Consider the following 13,757-nt stretch of genomic DNA (forward strand, 5'->3'; position numbering starts at 1 on the left):
CCCGGCGTTTTTAATTGAGCCGAGAAACCCTGCTCAGCTTTCCCGCGGCGCGTAGGCGAAGACATCGGCGCGCATCTGATGTGGGTCCATTCCCGCCTCCACCAGCGCATCCAGAGTGCCGTAAACCATCGAGGGCGAGCCGCTGGCATAGATATGCAGCGGCTTGAGATCGCTGAAGTCTTCGCGAATCGCCTCATGCAGCATCCCGCAGCGCCCTTCCCAGTCGCAGACATCGCTGACCACGCGGTGCAGATGCAGGTTGCTCATGCTCTGCCACTCCTCCCAGTGCGGCAGTCGATAGAAGTCTTCCGGTCGCCGCACACCCCAGTACAGATGCACCGGATGCTGAAAACCAGCAGCGCGGCAGTACTCGATCAGGCTGTGCATCTGCGCCATGCCAGTGCCGGCGGCGATCAGTACCAGCGGACCCTCCGGCAGTTCGGCCAGGTGCGTGTCGCCGAAGGGCATCTGGATTCGAGCGAAGCCCTGGCGACGCAGGAAGGCCAACAACTCGATAGCGGATTCCTCGCGAGCCAACACGTGCAGCTCCAGCTCGCGGCCACTGCCCGGCGCCGAGGCCAGCGAAAAAGCCGACCACTCGCCATCCTCGCGCTGCAGCAGCAGATACTGACCGGCGTGATAACGCGGCTGACGCCCGGCCGGCAGGCGCAGGCGCAGGCGCACCACGTCACCACCCACCTCTTCGTAGTCACTGAGCTGGCAGCTCAGCTCGCGCACCGGTAGTTCTCCGGGCGCCAGCACACCATCCCAGAGCAACACACAGTCTTCCAGCGGCTCGGCCAGGCAGGCCAGCAGCTCGCCATGGTCGCGCACCTCGCCGTCCTGGCGCACACGGCCCTCGACCAGCAGCGAGGCACAGATATGGCAATTGCCATTGCGGCAGCCCTGCGGGCATTCGTAGCCCAGCCGCTTGGCCGCATCGAGTAGGCGTTCGCCGGGTCGCACATCGAGCACGGCGCCGGAGGGCTGCAAGGTCACTTTCATCTGCACGTCTTTTCTGTGAACGGGTGAACCCGTCAAGGCTTCGGGCGGGCTCGGGCCCGCCTCTTCGGTTATGTCAGTCGATACCCAGCTGCGACCAGAGTTCATCGACCCGCTGCTTGACGGCCGGGTCCTGAACGATGGCCCGCCCCCATTCGCGGTTGGTTTCGCCCGGCCATTTATGCGTCGCATCCAGGCCCATCTTCGAGCCCAGGCCGGAGATCGGCGAGGCAAAATCCAGGTAGTCGATCGGCGTGTTGTCGATCATCACCGTGTCGCGCTTGGGGTCCATGCGCGTGGTAATGGCCCAGATCACGTCGTTCCAGTCGCGGGCATTGATGTCGTCGTCGGTGACGATGACGAACTTGGTGTACATGAACTGGCGCAGGAACGACCAGACACCAAGCATCACTCGTTTGGCATGGCCGGGATACTGCTTCTTCATGGTCACCACCGCCATGCGGTAGGAACAACCTTCCGGTGGCAGATAGAAGTCGACGATCTCCGGGAACTGCTTCTGCAGGATCGGCACGAACACCTCGTTCAGCGCAACACCGAGAATCGCCGGCTCATCCGGCGGACGTCCGGTGTAGGTGCTGTGGTAGATCGGATTCTTGCGGTGGGTGATGCGCTCGACGGTGAACACCGGGAAGCGGTCCACCTCGTTGTAGTAGCCGGTGTGATCGCCGTAGGGCCCCTCATCGGCCATCTCGCCGGGATGGATATGCCCTTCGAGGACGATCTCGGCATACGCCGGCACCTGCAGATCGGAGCCGACCGCCTTGACCAGCTCGGTGCGCGAGCCGCGCAGCAGGCCGGCAAAGGCATATTCGGACAGCGTATCGGGTACCGGCGTGACCGCGCCGAGAATGGTTGCAGGATCGGCACCCAGCGCCACCGCCACCGGGTACGGCCGATCCGGGTACTTCTCGCACCACTCGCGGAAATCCAGCGCACCGCCACGGTGGCTCAACCAGCGCATGATGACCTTGTTGCGGCCGATGACCTGCTGCCGGTAGATGCCGAGGTTCTGCCGTTCCTTGTTCGGGCCCTTAGTGATAGTCAGGCCCCAGGTGATCAGCGGCGCGGCGTCCCCCGGCCAGCAGTGCTGCACCGGGATCTTCGCCAGGTCGACGTCGTCACCTTCGATGATCACTTCCTGGCAGGGCGCGTCCTTGAGCACCTTGGGCGCCATGCTGATGACCTTCTTGTAGATCGGCAGCTTGCTCCAGGCGTCCTTCAGCCCCTTCGGCGGCTCCGGCTCCTTGAGAAAGGCCAGTAGCTTGCCGATCTCACGCAGTTCGGACACATCCTCGGCGCCCATACCGAGAGCGACCCGCTGGGGCGTGCCGAACAGATTGCCGAGCACCGGCATGTCGAAACCGGTCGGATTTTCGAAGAGCAACGCCGGGCCCTGCTTACGCAAGGTGCGGTCGCAAATTTCGGTCATTTCCAGCACGGGGGAGACGGCAGCCGTGACGCGCTTGAGCTCACCGCGTTTTTCCAGGCCGCTGATAAAGTCGCGCAGATCGCGATACTGCATGCTTGAGCCTCGCATGGGCCGGCAGGGTCGGGGCGCAAAGTTTAGCGCCGGCGTCGGGTTTTCCAAAATCTGCAGACAGACAAAGGCCGGGTTTCCCCGGCCTTGTTGGCAACGACGAGTCGCTTACTTGCGCTTCATGGACATGAAGAATTCGTCGTTGGTCTTGGTGTCCTTGAGCTTGTCGAGGAGGAACTCGATGGCCGCGATCTCGTCCATCGGGTGCAGCAGCTTGCGCAGAATCCAGATGCGCTGCAGCTCGTCCTCAGCGGTCAGCAACTCCTCGCGGCGGGTGCCGGAGCGGTTGATGTTGATGGCCGGGAACACGCGCTTCTCGGCGATGCGGCGATCCAGCTGCAGTTCGAGGTTGCCGGTGCCCTTGAATTCCTCGTAGATCACCTCGTCCATCTTCGAGCCGGTTTCCACCAGCGCGGTGGCGAGAATGGTCAGCGAACCGCCTTCCTCGATGTTGCGCGCGGCACCAAAGAAGCGCTTGGGCTTCTCCAGGGCATGGGCGTCGACACCACCGGTCAGCACCTTGCCGGAGCTCGGGATCACGGTGTTGTAGGCGCGCGCCAGACGAGTGATGGAGTCGAGCAGGATGACGACATCCTTCTTGTGCTCGACCAGGCGCTTGGCCTTCTCGATCACCATTTCGGCGACCTGCACGTGGCGGGTCGGCGGCTCGTCAAAGGTGGAGGCAACCACTTCGCCGCGCACGGTGCGTTGCATCTCGGTCACTTCTTCCGGGCGCTCGTCGATCAACAGGACGATCAGGTGGCACTCGGGGTTGTTGCGGGTGATGTTGCTGGCGATGTTCTGCAGCATGATCGTCTTGCCCGCCTTCGGCGGTGCGACGATCAGGCCACGCTGGCCCTTGCCGATCGGTGCGCAGAGGTCAATCACGCGACCGGTGAGGTCTTCGGTGGAGCCATTGCCGGCCTCCATCTTCAGGCGCTCGTTGGGGAACAGTGGGGTCAGGTTCTCGAAGAGGATCTTGTTCTTCGCGTTCTCCGGTCGATCGTAGTTGATCGAGTCGACCTTGAGCAGGGCGAAGTAACGCTCGCCTTCCTTCGGCGGGCGGATCTTGCCGACGATGGTGTCGCCGGTACGCAGGTTGAAGCGACGGATCTGGCTGGGCGACACATAGATGTCGTCCGGGCCGGCCAGATAGGAAGAATCCGCGGAGCGCAGGAAGCCGAAACCGTCCTGGAGAATCTCCAGCACGCCGTCACCGGAGATTTCCTCGCCGCTTTTCGCGTGCTTTTTCAGCAGGGAGAAAATCACGTCCTGCTTGCGCGAACGGGCCATGTTGTCGATGCCCATCTGTTCGGCCATTTCCAGCAGTTCGGTGATGGGCTTTTGCTTGAGTTCAGTCAGATTCATAGAAAGAGATCAGGAAGGATGTAGAAAGCGATTAGCTTGAGAAGCCGCGCAGCAGGAGACGAACGAGGTTCGTTGTGCTTTATGAGGCTGAAGTGCGTCGGCGACGGCATGCAGAGGGCGACGGAAGAAAGCGTCGCGTGGCCGAATTTAGCACCGTGCAGGCGAAGCGTCCACCCTGCAGGCGAAAAAGCCCCCGCATCTGCGAGGGCTTTGGAGGCGATCTTCGTCGTACTCAGATGTTGCTGTCGAGGAAGGCGGCCAGCTGCGATTTGGACAGCGCACCGACCTTGGTCGCTTCGACGTTGCCGTTCTTGAACAGCATCAGGGTCGGGATACCGCGCACGCCGTACTTCGGCGGGGTTTCCTGGTTCTCGTCGATGTTCAGCTTGCAGACCTTCAGACGGCCCTCATAGTCCTTGGCGATCTCGTCGAGTACCGGCGCGATCATCTTGCAGGGGCCACACCACTCAGCCCAGTAGTCGACCAGCACGGGACCGTCGGCCTGGAGGACGTCCTGCTCGAAGCTGCTGTCGCTGACATTGTTGATGTAGTCGCTCATGGATTTTCTCCAGGGTCGGAACGGAAAGGTCGCCATCATAGCCCTACTGCGTGCGGACCGAAAGCTGCAGACCGGTCGGCGGCCGACGAGCGCCCGTCCGGAGCAGGCCGCTGCGGCGATGACTGCGTTGGCGGATGGGGTCGATCGTGTCAGGATGTCGGGGTTTTGCATCGAGACCGCCCAATGCGCCAGAACACCGCTGAATCCTTTCCCATGATCGCCGCCCTGGATCTGGGCTCGAACAGTTTTCACATGGTGCTCGCGCGCACCAGCAACGGTGAAATGCGCATCCTCGAACGACTCGGCGAAAAGGTGCAGCTGGCTGCCGGCATCGACGAGAACCGCCTGCTCGACGAGGCCGCTATGCAGCGTGGCCTGGACTGCCTGCGGCGCTTCGCGCAGATGGTCAACCACCTGCCCCAGGGCGCGGTACGCATCGTCGGTACCAACGCCCTGCGCGAGGCGCGCAACCGCGCCACCTTCATTCGCCGCGCCGAAGAGATCATCAACCATCAGGTGGAAGTCATTTCCGGCCGCGAAGAGGCGCGCCTGATCTACCTCGGCGTGTCACATACCGTTCCGGCCAGTCAGGGCCGGCGCCTGGTCGCCGACATCGGCGGCGGCAGCACCGAGTTCATCATCGGCGAAGGCTTCGAGTCGCAGCTGCGTGAAAGCCTGCAGATGGGCTGCGTGAGCTATACCCAGCGCTTCTTCCGAGACGGCAAGATCACCCCGGCGCGCTACGCCCAGGCCTACACGGCGGCACGCGTCGAATTGATGGGTATCGAACACGGCCTGCGCCGGCTTGGCTGGCAGGAATCCATCGGCGCGTCCGGCACCATTCGCGCCGTCGGTCTGGCGATCAAGAGCGGTGGTTTCGGCAACGGTGAGGTCAACGCCGAAGGTATCGGCTGGCTCAAGCGCAAGCTGTTCAAGCTCGGTGACGTGGAGAAGATCGATATCGACGGCGTCAAGCCGGACCGCCGCGGAGTATTCCCGGCGGGCCTGGCGATTCTGGAGGCGATCTTCGATGCCCTCGAGATCAGCAGCATGACCCACTCCGAAGGCGCGCTGCGTGAAGGCGTGCTCTACGACCTGCTGGGCCGCCATCACGACGAGGACATTCGCGATCGCTCGCTGAGCTTCCTGATGGAGCGTTATCACGTCGACATGGAGCAGGCCGCACGGGTCGAAGCCAAGGCGCTGGAGGCCTTCGACCAGGTGGCCGAAGCCTGGAACCTGGATCAGGACTGGCACCGCGAGCTGCTCGCCTGGGCCGCGCGCGTGCATGAAGTGGGTCTGGACATCGCCCACTACCATTACCACAAGCACGGCGCCTACCTGATCGAGCATTCCGACCTGCCCGGCTTCTCGCGGCAAGACCAGCTCATGCTGGCACTGCTGGTGCGCGGCCATCGGCGCAATATTCCGCAGGACAAGTTCGGTGAAACCGGGGCCGACGCCGACGCCCTGGTTCGTCTGTGCATCCTTTTGCGCTTCGCGATCCTGTTCCACCACATCCGCGGCGCCAATGCCGTCTCCGACGTGCAACTGAAGGCCGACGAGCGCAGCCTGGAGCTGATCTTCCCGATCGACTGGCTGAACGCCAACCCGCTGACCCGCGCCGACTTCGAGGCCGAAGCCGCCTGGCTCGCGCGCGTGGGCTACGACCTGCGCATGAAATGAAACAAGGGCCCGCAGGGGCCCTTGTTCATTCAGTCAACCGGCAGCCAGCCCGAACTCAACGCGTCCCGACCTGCGGCCCGGTGAGGCGCTCGAGCAAGGTGCTCTGCACGTTGCGCGCGTTCTGGTTGCCGGTCGGGCTGTTGCGCACGTAGCTGCCGTCAGGCTGCAGGATCCAGCTCTGGGTGTTGTCGCTGAGGAAGCCCTCCACCTCTTTCTTCACCCGCGTCACCAGCTTCTTGCCCTCGACCGGGAAGCAGGTTTCCACCCGCCGATCGAGATTGCGCTCCATCCAGTCGGCGCTGGAGAGATAGAGCTTCTCGTCGCCATCGTTCTGGAAGTAGAACACCCGGCTGTGCTCGAGGAAGCGACCGATGATCGAGCGCACATGAATGTTGTGCGAGACCCCCGCGATGCCAGGCCGCAGGCAGCACATGCCGCGCACGATGAGGTCCACACGCACGCCGGTCTGGCTGGCCTTGTATAGCGCCTTGATCATCTTCGGATCGGTCAGTGCGTTGATCTTCAGGATGATGTGCGCCGGCCGGCCCTCGGCCGCATGCTGGGTCTCCTGGGTAATCAGGTCGAGCAGCGTCTTCTTCAGCGTGAAGGGCGCGTGCAGCAGCTTCTTCATGCGCATGGTCTTGCCCATGCCGATCAGCTGGCTGAACAGCTTGGAGACGTCCTCGCAGAGCGCGTCGTCCGAGGTCAGCAGGCTGTAGTCGGTGTACAGCCGCGCGTTGGCCGCGTGGTAGTTGCCGGTGCCCAGGTGCGCGTAGCGGCACAGCTCACCGTTTTCGCGGCGCAGGATCAGCATCATCTTGGCGTGGGTCTTGTAGCCGACCACGCCGTAGATCACCACCGCGCCGGCCTGCTGCAGGCGGCTGGCCAGCTGCAGGTTGGATTCCTCGTCGAAGCGGGCGCGCAGTTCGATCACCGCAGTGACCTCCTTGCCGCTGCGTGCTGCATCCACCAGCGCGTCGACGATCTCGGAGTTGGCGCCGGAGCGGTACAGCGTCTGCTTGATCGCCAGCACGCAGGGGTCCTTGGCGGCCTCGCGCAGCAGGTCGACCACCGGCGTGAACGACTCGAAGGGGTGCAGCAGCAGGATGTCCTGTTTGTTGATCACGCTGAAGATCTTGTCGCTGTTCTGCAGGAGCTTCGGAATCGACGGGGTGAACGGGCTGTATTGCAGCTCCGGGTGGCTGTCCAGGCCGGTGATGCTGAACAGCCGGGTCAGGTTGACCGGGCCGTTGACCCGGTACATCTCACTCTCGCCGAGGCTGAATTGCTTGAGCAGGAAGTCCGCCAGGTGTTGCGGACAGGTGTCGGCCACCTCGAGACGCACGGCATCGCCGTAACGCCGCGAGATCAGCTCGCCACGCAGCGCGCGGGCCAGGTCCTCGACGTCCTCGGTGTCCACCGAGAGGTCGGCGTTACGGGTGAGGCGGAACTGGTAGCAGCCCTTGACCCGCATGCCATGGAACAGGTCGTCGGCGTGGGCATGGATCATCGAGGAGAGGAAGACGAAATTGTCGCCTGGACCACCGACCGACTCCGGCACGCGAATCACCCGCGGCAGCAGCCGTGGCGCCGGGATGATCGCCAGACCGGAATCGCGACCGAACGCATCGACGCCCTCCAGCTCGACGATGAAGTTCAGGCTCTTGTTCACCAGCAGCGGGAACGGATGGGTCGGGTCAAGCCCGATGGGCGTGACGATCGGTGCGATCTCGTCGCGGAAATAGCGACGCACCCAGGTCTTGAGCTTGGCCGTCCAGTGCCGGCGGCGGATGAAGCGGATCTGATGTTCGGCAAGCGCCGGCAATAGCACGTCGTTGAGGATCGCGTACTGGCGGTCGACCTGTTCATGCACCAGCTCGGAAATGCGCGCCAGCGCCTGATGCGGCTGCAGACCATCGGCGCCGGCCTGCTCGCGGGCGAAGGTGACGCGCTTCTTCAACCCGGCAACGCGAATCTCGAAGAACTCGTCGAGGTTGCTTGAGAAGATCAACAGGAACTTCAGCCGTTCCAGCAGCGGATAGGACTCGTCCAGCGCCTGCTCCAGCACGCGGATATTGAACTGCAGCTGGGAAAGCTCGCGGTGGATGTACAGCGCGCTGTCATCCAGATTGGTCACCGGTGCGACCGGCGCCTCCTCGACGACTTCCGGCGGCGCGGAAGGCACCGCTACCGCTTCCGGCTCGACCACCTCCAGCACCTCGCTGACGACGGCGTCCTGCAGATCCTTTTCGCTGAGTCCCTGGTTGATCATCGCTTTGCCTCGAAAAGGGCTCACTGGCCCCGTTTTAATTAGGGCTCACTGGCCCCGTTTTAATTGTTGTGCCGCCTGCTTGGCGAAGTAGGTGAGGATGCCATCGGCCCCGGCGCGCTTGAAGCCGACCAAAGACTCAAGGATGACGGCCTCGCTCAGCCAGCCGTTCTGGATGGCGGCCATGTGCATGGCGTACTCGCCGCTGACCTGATAGACGAAGGTCGGCGCCTTGAAGGCCTCCTTCACCCGCCAGACGATGTCCAGGTACGGCAGGCCGGGCTTGACCATGACCATGTCGGCGCCTTCGGCCAGGTCCGCGCCCACCTCGTGAAGTGCCTCGTCGCCGTTGGCCGGGTCCATCTGGTAGGTGTTCTTGTTGCTCTTGCCGAGATTCGCTGCCGAACCCACCGCATCGCGGAACGGGCCGTAGTAGGCACTGGCGTACTTGGCCGAATAGGCCATGATGCGCACGTTGTGGTGCTCGGCCACTTCCAGCGCCTCGCGGATCGCCTGGATGCGGCCGTCCATCATGTCCGACGGCGCGACCACCTGAGCACCGGCCTCGGCATGGGAGAGCGCCTGCTTGACCAGCGCATCGACGGTGACGTCGTTCTGTACGTAGCCGTTGTCGTCGAGGATGCCGTCCTGGCCGTGAGTGGTGAACGGATCGAGGGCGACGTCGGTGATGATGCCCAGCTCCGGGAAGCGCGCACGCAGCGCACGCGTGGCGCGCTGGGCAATACCGTCCGGATTCCAGGCTTCGGCGGCATCCAGAGATTTCTTCTCCAGCGGCGTCACCGGGAACAGCGCCAGTGCCGGGATGCCCAGCGCCACCAGCTCCTCGGCCTCCTCGAGCAGCAGGTCGATGGACAGCCGCTCGACGCCGGGCATCGACGGCACGGCTTCGCGACGGTTCTCGCCATCGAGCACGAACACCGGGAGGATCAGGTCATCGACCGTCAGCACGTTCTCGCGCACCAGACGGCGGGAAAACTCGTCGCGACGATTGCGGCGCAGGCGGGTGGCGGGGAACAGGCGGCTGGCAGGAACGAAACTCACAACGGACTCCTGGCCCGCAAAACGGGCGAATATGACGTTTTATAGGCCCGGCGCATGACGAAATGATGACAACGCCATGCCGCCGGACCAGCGAAATCGTCCCATTGTCGCCAGCCCCGCCCACGACTGCCAGTGCTTTGAGCGGGCGCAAAGTCGCGTGCCAGACCTGCGGCAATGAACACCGGCGGGTCAGGCGAATCCAACCAGCATGCGGGGCTTACCTGGAACCGCCCCAGGTATTAGCATCGAGCCATCCGCAGCGCCCACCCCAGGGCCGTTGAAACTGACCAGGAGTATCGCTATGAACAAGAAAGTCGCCGTGATCCTATCCGGCTGTGGCGTCTACGACGGCTCGGAGATCTATGAGAGCGTCATCACCCTGCTGCGCCTGGACCAGCGCGGCGTCAAGGTGCAGTGCTTCGCACCGAACATTGCGCAGATGCACGTGATCAACCACCTGACCGGCGAGGAAATGCCGGAATCGCGCAACGTACTGACCGAATCGGCACGCCTGGCCCGTGGCGAAATCAAGGATCTGCGCGAGGCACGCGCCGAGGATTTCGACGCGCTGATCATGCCTGGCGGCTTCGGTGCCGCGAAGAACCTCTCCACCTTCGCCACCGAAGGTGCGAACAGCAAGGCGCTGCCGGACGTGGTGGCGCTGGTCAAGGCCTTCGCCGAGGCGCGCAAGCCGGTCGGCATGATGTGCATCGCGCCGACCATGGCCGCGGAGATCTTCGGCGCCGGCGTGATCTGCACCCTCGGCAGCGACGACGCCGACGCCGCCAAGGCGGTCGGCCAGATGGGAGCCAGCCACCAGGCCTGCGAGGTCAGCGACATCGTGGTGGACAAGCAGCACCGCCTGGTCACTACTCCGGCCTACATGCTGGCACAGTCCATCAGCGAAGCGGCGTCCGGCATCTACAAGCTGGTCGACCGAGTGCTGGAGATGACCACCGAGGACTGAGTCTTCGAACAGACCGTAATCCCGGGGCAACCCGGGATTTTTTTGCGCGAAAGTCGCCAAAGCCGCGGGTGCTCTTGCCGTCGATCTGTTCAGCCCGGACGACCTCGGGCAGTTTGGTCCGACCCTTTTCAGGAATGCCGACCATGAACCATGACGATGCGCTGCTCGCCGAGCAGGCCCAGGCGGTACGCCAGATGTTCGAGCGCATCCCCTTCAACCAGGCCCTGGGCATCGAGCTCGATGAAATATCCACGTCGCGGGTGGTGATGCACCTGCCAATGAAGCCCGAGCTGGTCGGCAACTTCGTCCATGGCATCCTCCACGGCGGCGTGATCGCCTCGTTGCTCGACGTCGTCGGTGGCGCCATGGCGATGCTGGGCGCCTTCGACAAGCATCGTCACCTGACCATGCAGGAACGCGCCGCCCGCCTGTCCCGCCTCGGCACCATCGACCTGCGCATCGACTATCTGCGCCCCGGCCGCGGTACGCGCTTCACTGCCAGCGCGACCCTGCTGCGCTCGGGCAACAAGGTCGCGGTGGTGCGTTCGGAGCTGCACAACGAATCGGACACGCTGATCGCCGTGGGCACCGGCACTTATCTTTGCGGCTGAACGGCCGATAGGAGATTGGCGGCCGGGGTGCGCTCTCGTACACTCTGCCGAACATGGCCATGAGCCATCATCTCGACGAGGCAGGACGCCCGACAGTTCGAGTGCCGCCGCGTGTCCAGACTGCTGTTTTCCGACCTGCCCGCCGACCAGGTTGCCCTGCTCGGGCATAGCCACGACCCGATGCTGGTCGTGCTCTCCTATCTGATCGCCAGCGCCGCGGCCTTCACCGCCCTGGCCCTGGCCAAGCGGGTCAGCCGCAGCAGCAGCCCGCGCGGGCGCGAGCTATGGCGCTGGGTCGGCGCCTTCGCCCTGGGCGGCGGAATCTGGTCGATGCATTTCATCGGCATGCTGGCCTTCCGCGCGCCGCTGGACATTCGCTACGAGCACGGCATCACCGCCCTTTCGCTACTGATCGCCGTGGCGGTGTCCTATGTGGTGATGCGCGTGCTTGGCCGCGATCGGTTGAGCGTGGCGCAGTACGCCCTGGCCGGGACTGCTGCCGGCATCGGCATTGCGGCGATGCATTACACCGGGATGGCCGCGATCCGTTCGCTGGCCACGCTGTACTACGCGCCGCTGGCCTTCGCCGCCTCGGTGCTGATCGCCATCGGCGCCTCCATCGCCGCATTGGTAATGGGCTTCCACTTCAGCAGCAGCCAGAGCCGCCATCAGCGTTGGCAACGCCTGCTCTGCAGCCTGGTGATGGGCGCGGCGATCGTCTCCATGCACTACACCGGGATGCACGCGCTGACCCTGGCTGTCCCCGCCGGTCTCGTGGAGCATGCCGCGCCATTCGGCAGCCACACCGGCCAGGGCGCCCTCGCCTCGGCGATCGGCCTGGTAGCCCTGCTGGTAATCGTCACCGGCATCGCCGCGAGCTGGGCCGAACAGCGCTTCAGCGAGCAGCGCCAGGCGCTCGATCTGGCCGAGCACCAGCTCAATGCGATGACCCACTATGACCCGCTGACCAACCTGTTCAACGGCCGTGCCTTCACCGAGATGGTCACCCAGGTGCTGGCCGTGCGCGCGGAACGCCAGGCGCTGGCCGTACTGGTGGTGGACCTGGACAACTTCAAGCGCATCAACGACAGCCTCGGTCACCGCAGCGGCGACCTGGCGCTGCAACAGGCGGCGCAGCGCATTCGCGCGGTGCTCGGTCAGCACGACATGCTGGCGCGCTTCTCCGGCGACGAGTTCTGCGTGCTCACCCTGGGCGCATGGGAGCACGCCCAGGCACTGGCCAACCGAATCCTCGAGCAGCTGCGCCCACCGTTCGTCCTCGGCGACACCCAGCTGCGCCTTACGGCCAGCATCGGCATCAGTCAGTACCCGGAGGATGGCCTCAACTTCGATGCCCTGTTCCGCCACGCCGGCCTGGCCGTCGGACAGTGCAAGGCCAGCGGCCGCAACCGCAGCCTGCGCTTCAACCCGGCTCTGGAACTGCGCGCCCAGGAAGACCTGTCGTTGGAGCAAGACCTGCGCCGCGCGCTGAACGAGAACCTGCTCAGCGTGCACTACCAGCCCATCGTCGACGGCCGCAGCGGGCGTCCGGTGAGTCTCGAAGCATTGGTGCGCTGGCAGCATCCGCAGCAGGGATTCATCAGTCCGGAGCGCTTCGTCGGGCTGGCCGAGCAGCACGGTTTCGTCGCCGAGCTGGACACCTGGGTGGCGCGCCGTGCCTGCGCCGACCTGGCCGTGCTGTTGGGCGAAGGTCACGATCTGCGCATGGCGGTCAATTGCTCGGCGCTCAACCTGTCCAACCCGCAGATGCCCACGGTGGTTGCGCGGATTCTCGAACGCACGGGGCTGGAGCCCGCGCGGCTGACCGTGGAAGTCACCGAGAACGCCCTGATGAACAGCCTCGGCGCGGCGATTCGCACGCTGGATGCGGTGCGCGAGCTGGGCGTGAAGGTTTCGATCGATGATTTCGGCAGCGGCTATTCCTCGCTCGCCTACCTGCGTCAGCTGCCGGTCGATACGCTCAAGGTCGACCGCGCCTTCGTCCGGGAAATCGCCGAGCAGGCCAACGACCGCGCCATCACCGCTGCGATCATCGCCATGGCGCACAAGCTGGGGCTGAAGGTGGTGGCCGAAGGGGTGGAAGAGGCGGTGCAGCTCGACTATCTGCGCGAGAACGGCTGCGACTTCATCCAGGGCTACTACTACAGCCGGCCGCTGCCGTTACCGGCGCTGCGCGACTGGCTGGCCGCGCGGCCGCTCACTGTGGCCGGGACAATCGCGTGAGCAGCCGGTCGAGCGCATTGGCGAACGCCTGTCGGTCTCGCTCGCCGTAAGCTGCCTGGCCGCCACCCACCTGCCCCTGATCGCGCAGATCGGTGAACAGGTTGCGCACCGCCAGGCGCTCGCCCATGTTTCGCTCGTCGAACTCGCGCCCGCGCGGGTCGAGTGCGGCGACACCCTTCTTCACCAGCCGGTCGGCCAGCGGCACGTCGCTGCAGATCACCAGGTCACCGGGCTCGGCATGCTCGACCAGATAGTCGTCCGCGGCATCCGGCCCGCTCGGCACGACGATCAGGCGCACGCAGGCGAACGCCGGCTTGACCTGGCTCTGCCCGGCGACCAGCAGCACCTCGAACTTGCGTTTGAGGGCGAACTTGATCACCTGATCCTTGGCTGCGCGCGGGCAGGCATCGGCGTCGATCCACACACGCATC

The 13,757-nt window shown here is 64.4% G+C and carries 11 protein-coding genes; 4 read left to right on the top strand and 7 right to left on the bottom strand.

Annotated elements, in window-relative coordinates:
- Window positions 1-33 precede the first annotated feature (33 nt).
- From NAO55_RS00470 to trxA, 4 genes are all read right to left on the bottom strand, one after another.
- Window positions 34-1,005: a CDP-6-deoxy-delta-3,4-glucoseen reductase gene (locus NAO55_RS00470; RefSeq protein WP_102839578.1), complete on the bottom strand. Its 972-nt coding sequence runs from the start codon at window positions 1,003-1,005 to the stop codon at window positions 34-36.
- A 73-nt stretch (window positions 1,006-1,078) separates the two neighbouring features.
- Window positions 1,079-2,545: a 4-hydroxy-3-polyprenylbenzoate decarboxylase gene (gene ubiD, locus NAO55_RS00475; RefSeq protein ID WP_102839577.1), complete on the bottom strand. Its 1,467-nt coding sequence runs from the start codon at window positions 2,543-2,545 to the stop codon at window positions 1,079-1,081.
- 123 nt (window positions 2,546-2,668) lie between these two features.
- On the bottom strand, window positions 2,669-3,928 hold the full coding sequence (gene rho / locus NAO55_RS00480) for a transcription termination factor Rho (protein ID WP_011911776.1): 1,260 nt from the start codon (window positions 3,926-3,928) through the stop codon (window positions 2,669-2,671).
- 232 nt (window positions 3,929-4,160) lie between these two features.
- Window positions 4,161-4,487, bottom strand: coding sequence for a thioredoxin TrxA (trxA, locus tag NAO55_RS00485; RefSeq protein WP_013981643.1), 327 nt, complete (start codon window positions 4,485-4,487; stop codon window positions 4,161-4,163).
- Between the two features lie 183 nt (window positions 4,488-4,670).
- On the opposite strand from trxA, the gene ppx reads away from it, so the two are divergent.
- A complete protein-coding gene (gene ppx / locus NAO55_RS00490) occupies window positions 4,671-6,173 on the top strand; it encodes an exopolyphosphatase (RefSeq protein WP_102839576.1) in 1,503 nt (500 codons plus the stop codon).
- A 55-nt stretch (window positions 6,174-6,228) separates the two neighbouring features.
- Here the strand turns inward: ppx and ppk1 are convergent, their stop codons facing one another.
- Together ppk1 and hemB are read right to left on the bottom strand one after the other, a co-directional pair.
- Window positions 6,229-8,445, bottom strand: a complete 2,217-nt coding sequence (gene ppk1, locus NAO55_RS00495) for a polyphosphate kinase 1 (protein WP_102839575.1) — start codon at window positions 8,443-8,445, stop codon at window positions 6,229-6,231.
- A gap of 45 nt (window positions 8,446-8,490) precedes the next feature.
- Window positions 8,491-9,504, bottom strand: coding sequence for a porphobilinogen synthase (hemB, locus tag NAO55_RS00500; protein WP_011911773.1), 1,014 nt, complete (start codon window positions 9,502-9,504; stop codon window positions 8,491-8,493).
- A 301-nt stretch (window positions 9,505-9,805) separates the two neighbouring features.
- Between hemB and elbB the strand changes: the two genes are divergently transcribed.
- The 3 genes from elbB (at window position 9,806) to NAO55_RS00515 (ending at window position 13,326) form a co-directional block, all read left to right on the top strand.
- Window positions 9,806-10,471 carry an isoprenoid biosynthesis glyoxalase ElbB gene (gene elbB, locus NAO55_RS00505; RefSeq protein ID WP_011911772.1) on the top strand — a complete coding sequence of 222 codons (666 nt, stop codon included), beginning with the start codon at window positions 9,806-9,808 and terminating at the stop codon, window positions 10,469-10,471.
- A 143-nt stretch (window positions 10,472-10,614) separates the two neighbouring features.
- Window positions 10,615-11,082 carry a thioesterase family protein gene (locus NAO55_RS00510; protein WP_017244283.1) on the top strand — a complete coding sequence of 156 codons (468 nt, stop codon included), beginning with the start codon at window positions 10,615-10,617 and terminating at the stop codon, window positions 11,080-11,082.
- A gap of 111 nt (window positions 11,083-11,193) precedes the next feature.
- Window positions 11,194-13,326 carry a putative bifunctional diguanylate cyclase/phosphodiesterase gene (locus NAO55_RS00515; protein ID WP_102839574.1) on the top strand — a complete coding sequence of 711 codons (2,133 nt, stop codon included), beginning with the start codon at window positions 11,194-11,196 and terminating at the stop codon, window positions 13,324-13,326.
- On the opposite strand, the gene NAO55_RS00520 is transcribed toward NAO55_RS00515, so the two are convergent.
- A complete protein-coding gene (locus tag NAO55_RS00520) occupies window positions 13,301-13,756 on the bottom strand; it encodes a YaiI/YqxD family protein (RefSeq protein ID WP_102839573.1) in 456 nt (151 codons plus the stop codon). The two genes, NAO55_RS00515 and NAO55_RS00520, sit on opposite strands and share 26 nt — an antisense overlap.
- Window position 13,757: the final 1 nt, after the last annotated feature.

The organism is Stutzerimonas frequens (assembly GCF_024448335.1).
In the GTDB taxonomy this organism is placed as follows: Bacteria; Pseudomonadota; Gammaproteobacteria; order Pseudomonadales; family Pseudomonadaceae; genus Stutzerimonas; species Stutzerimonas frequens.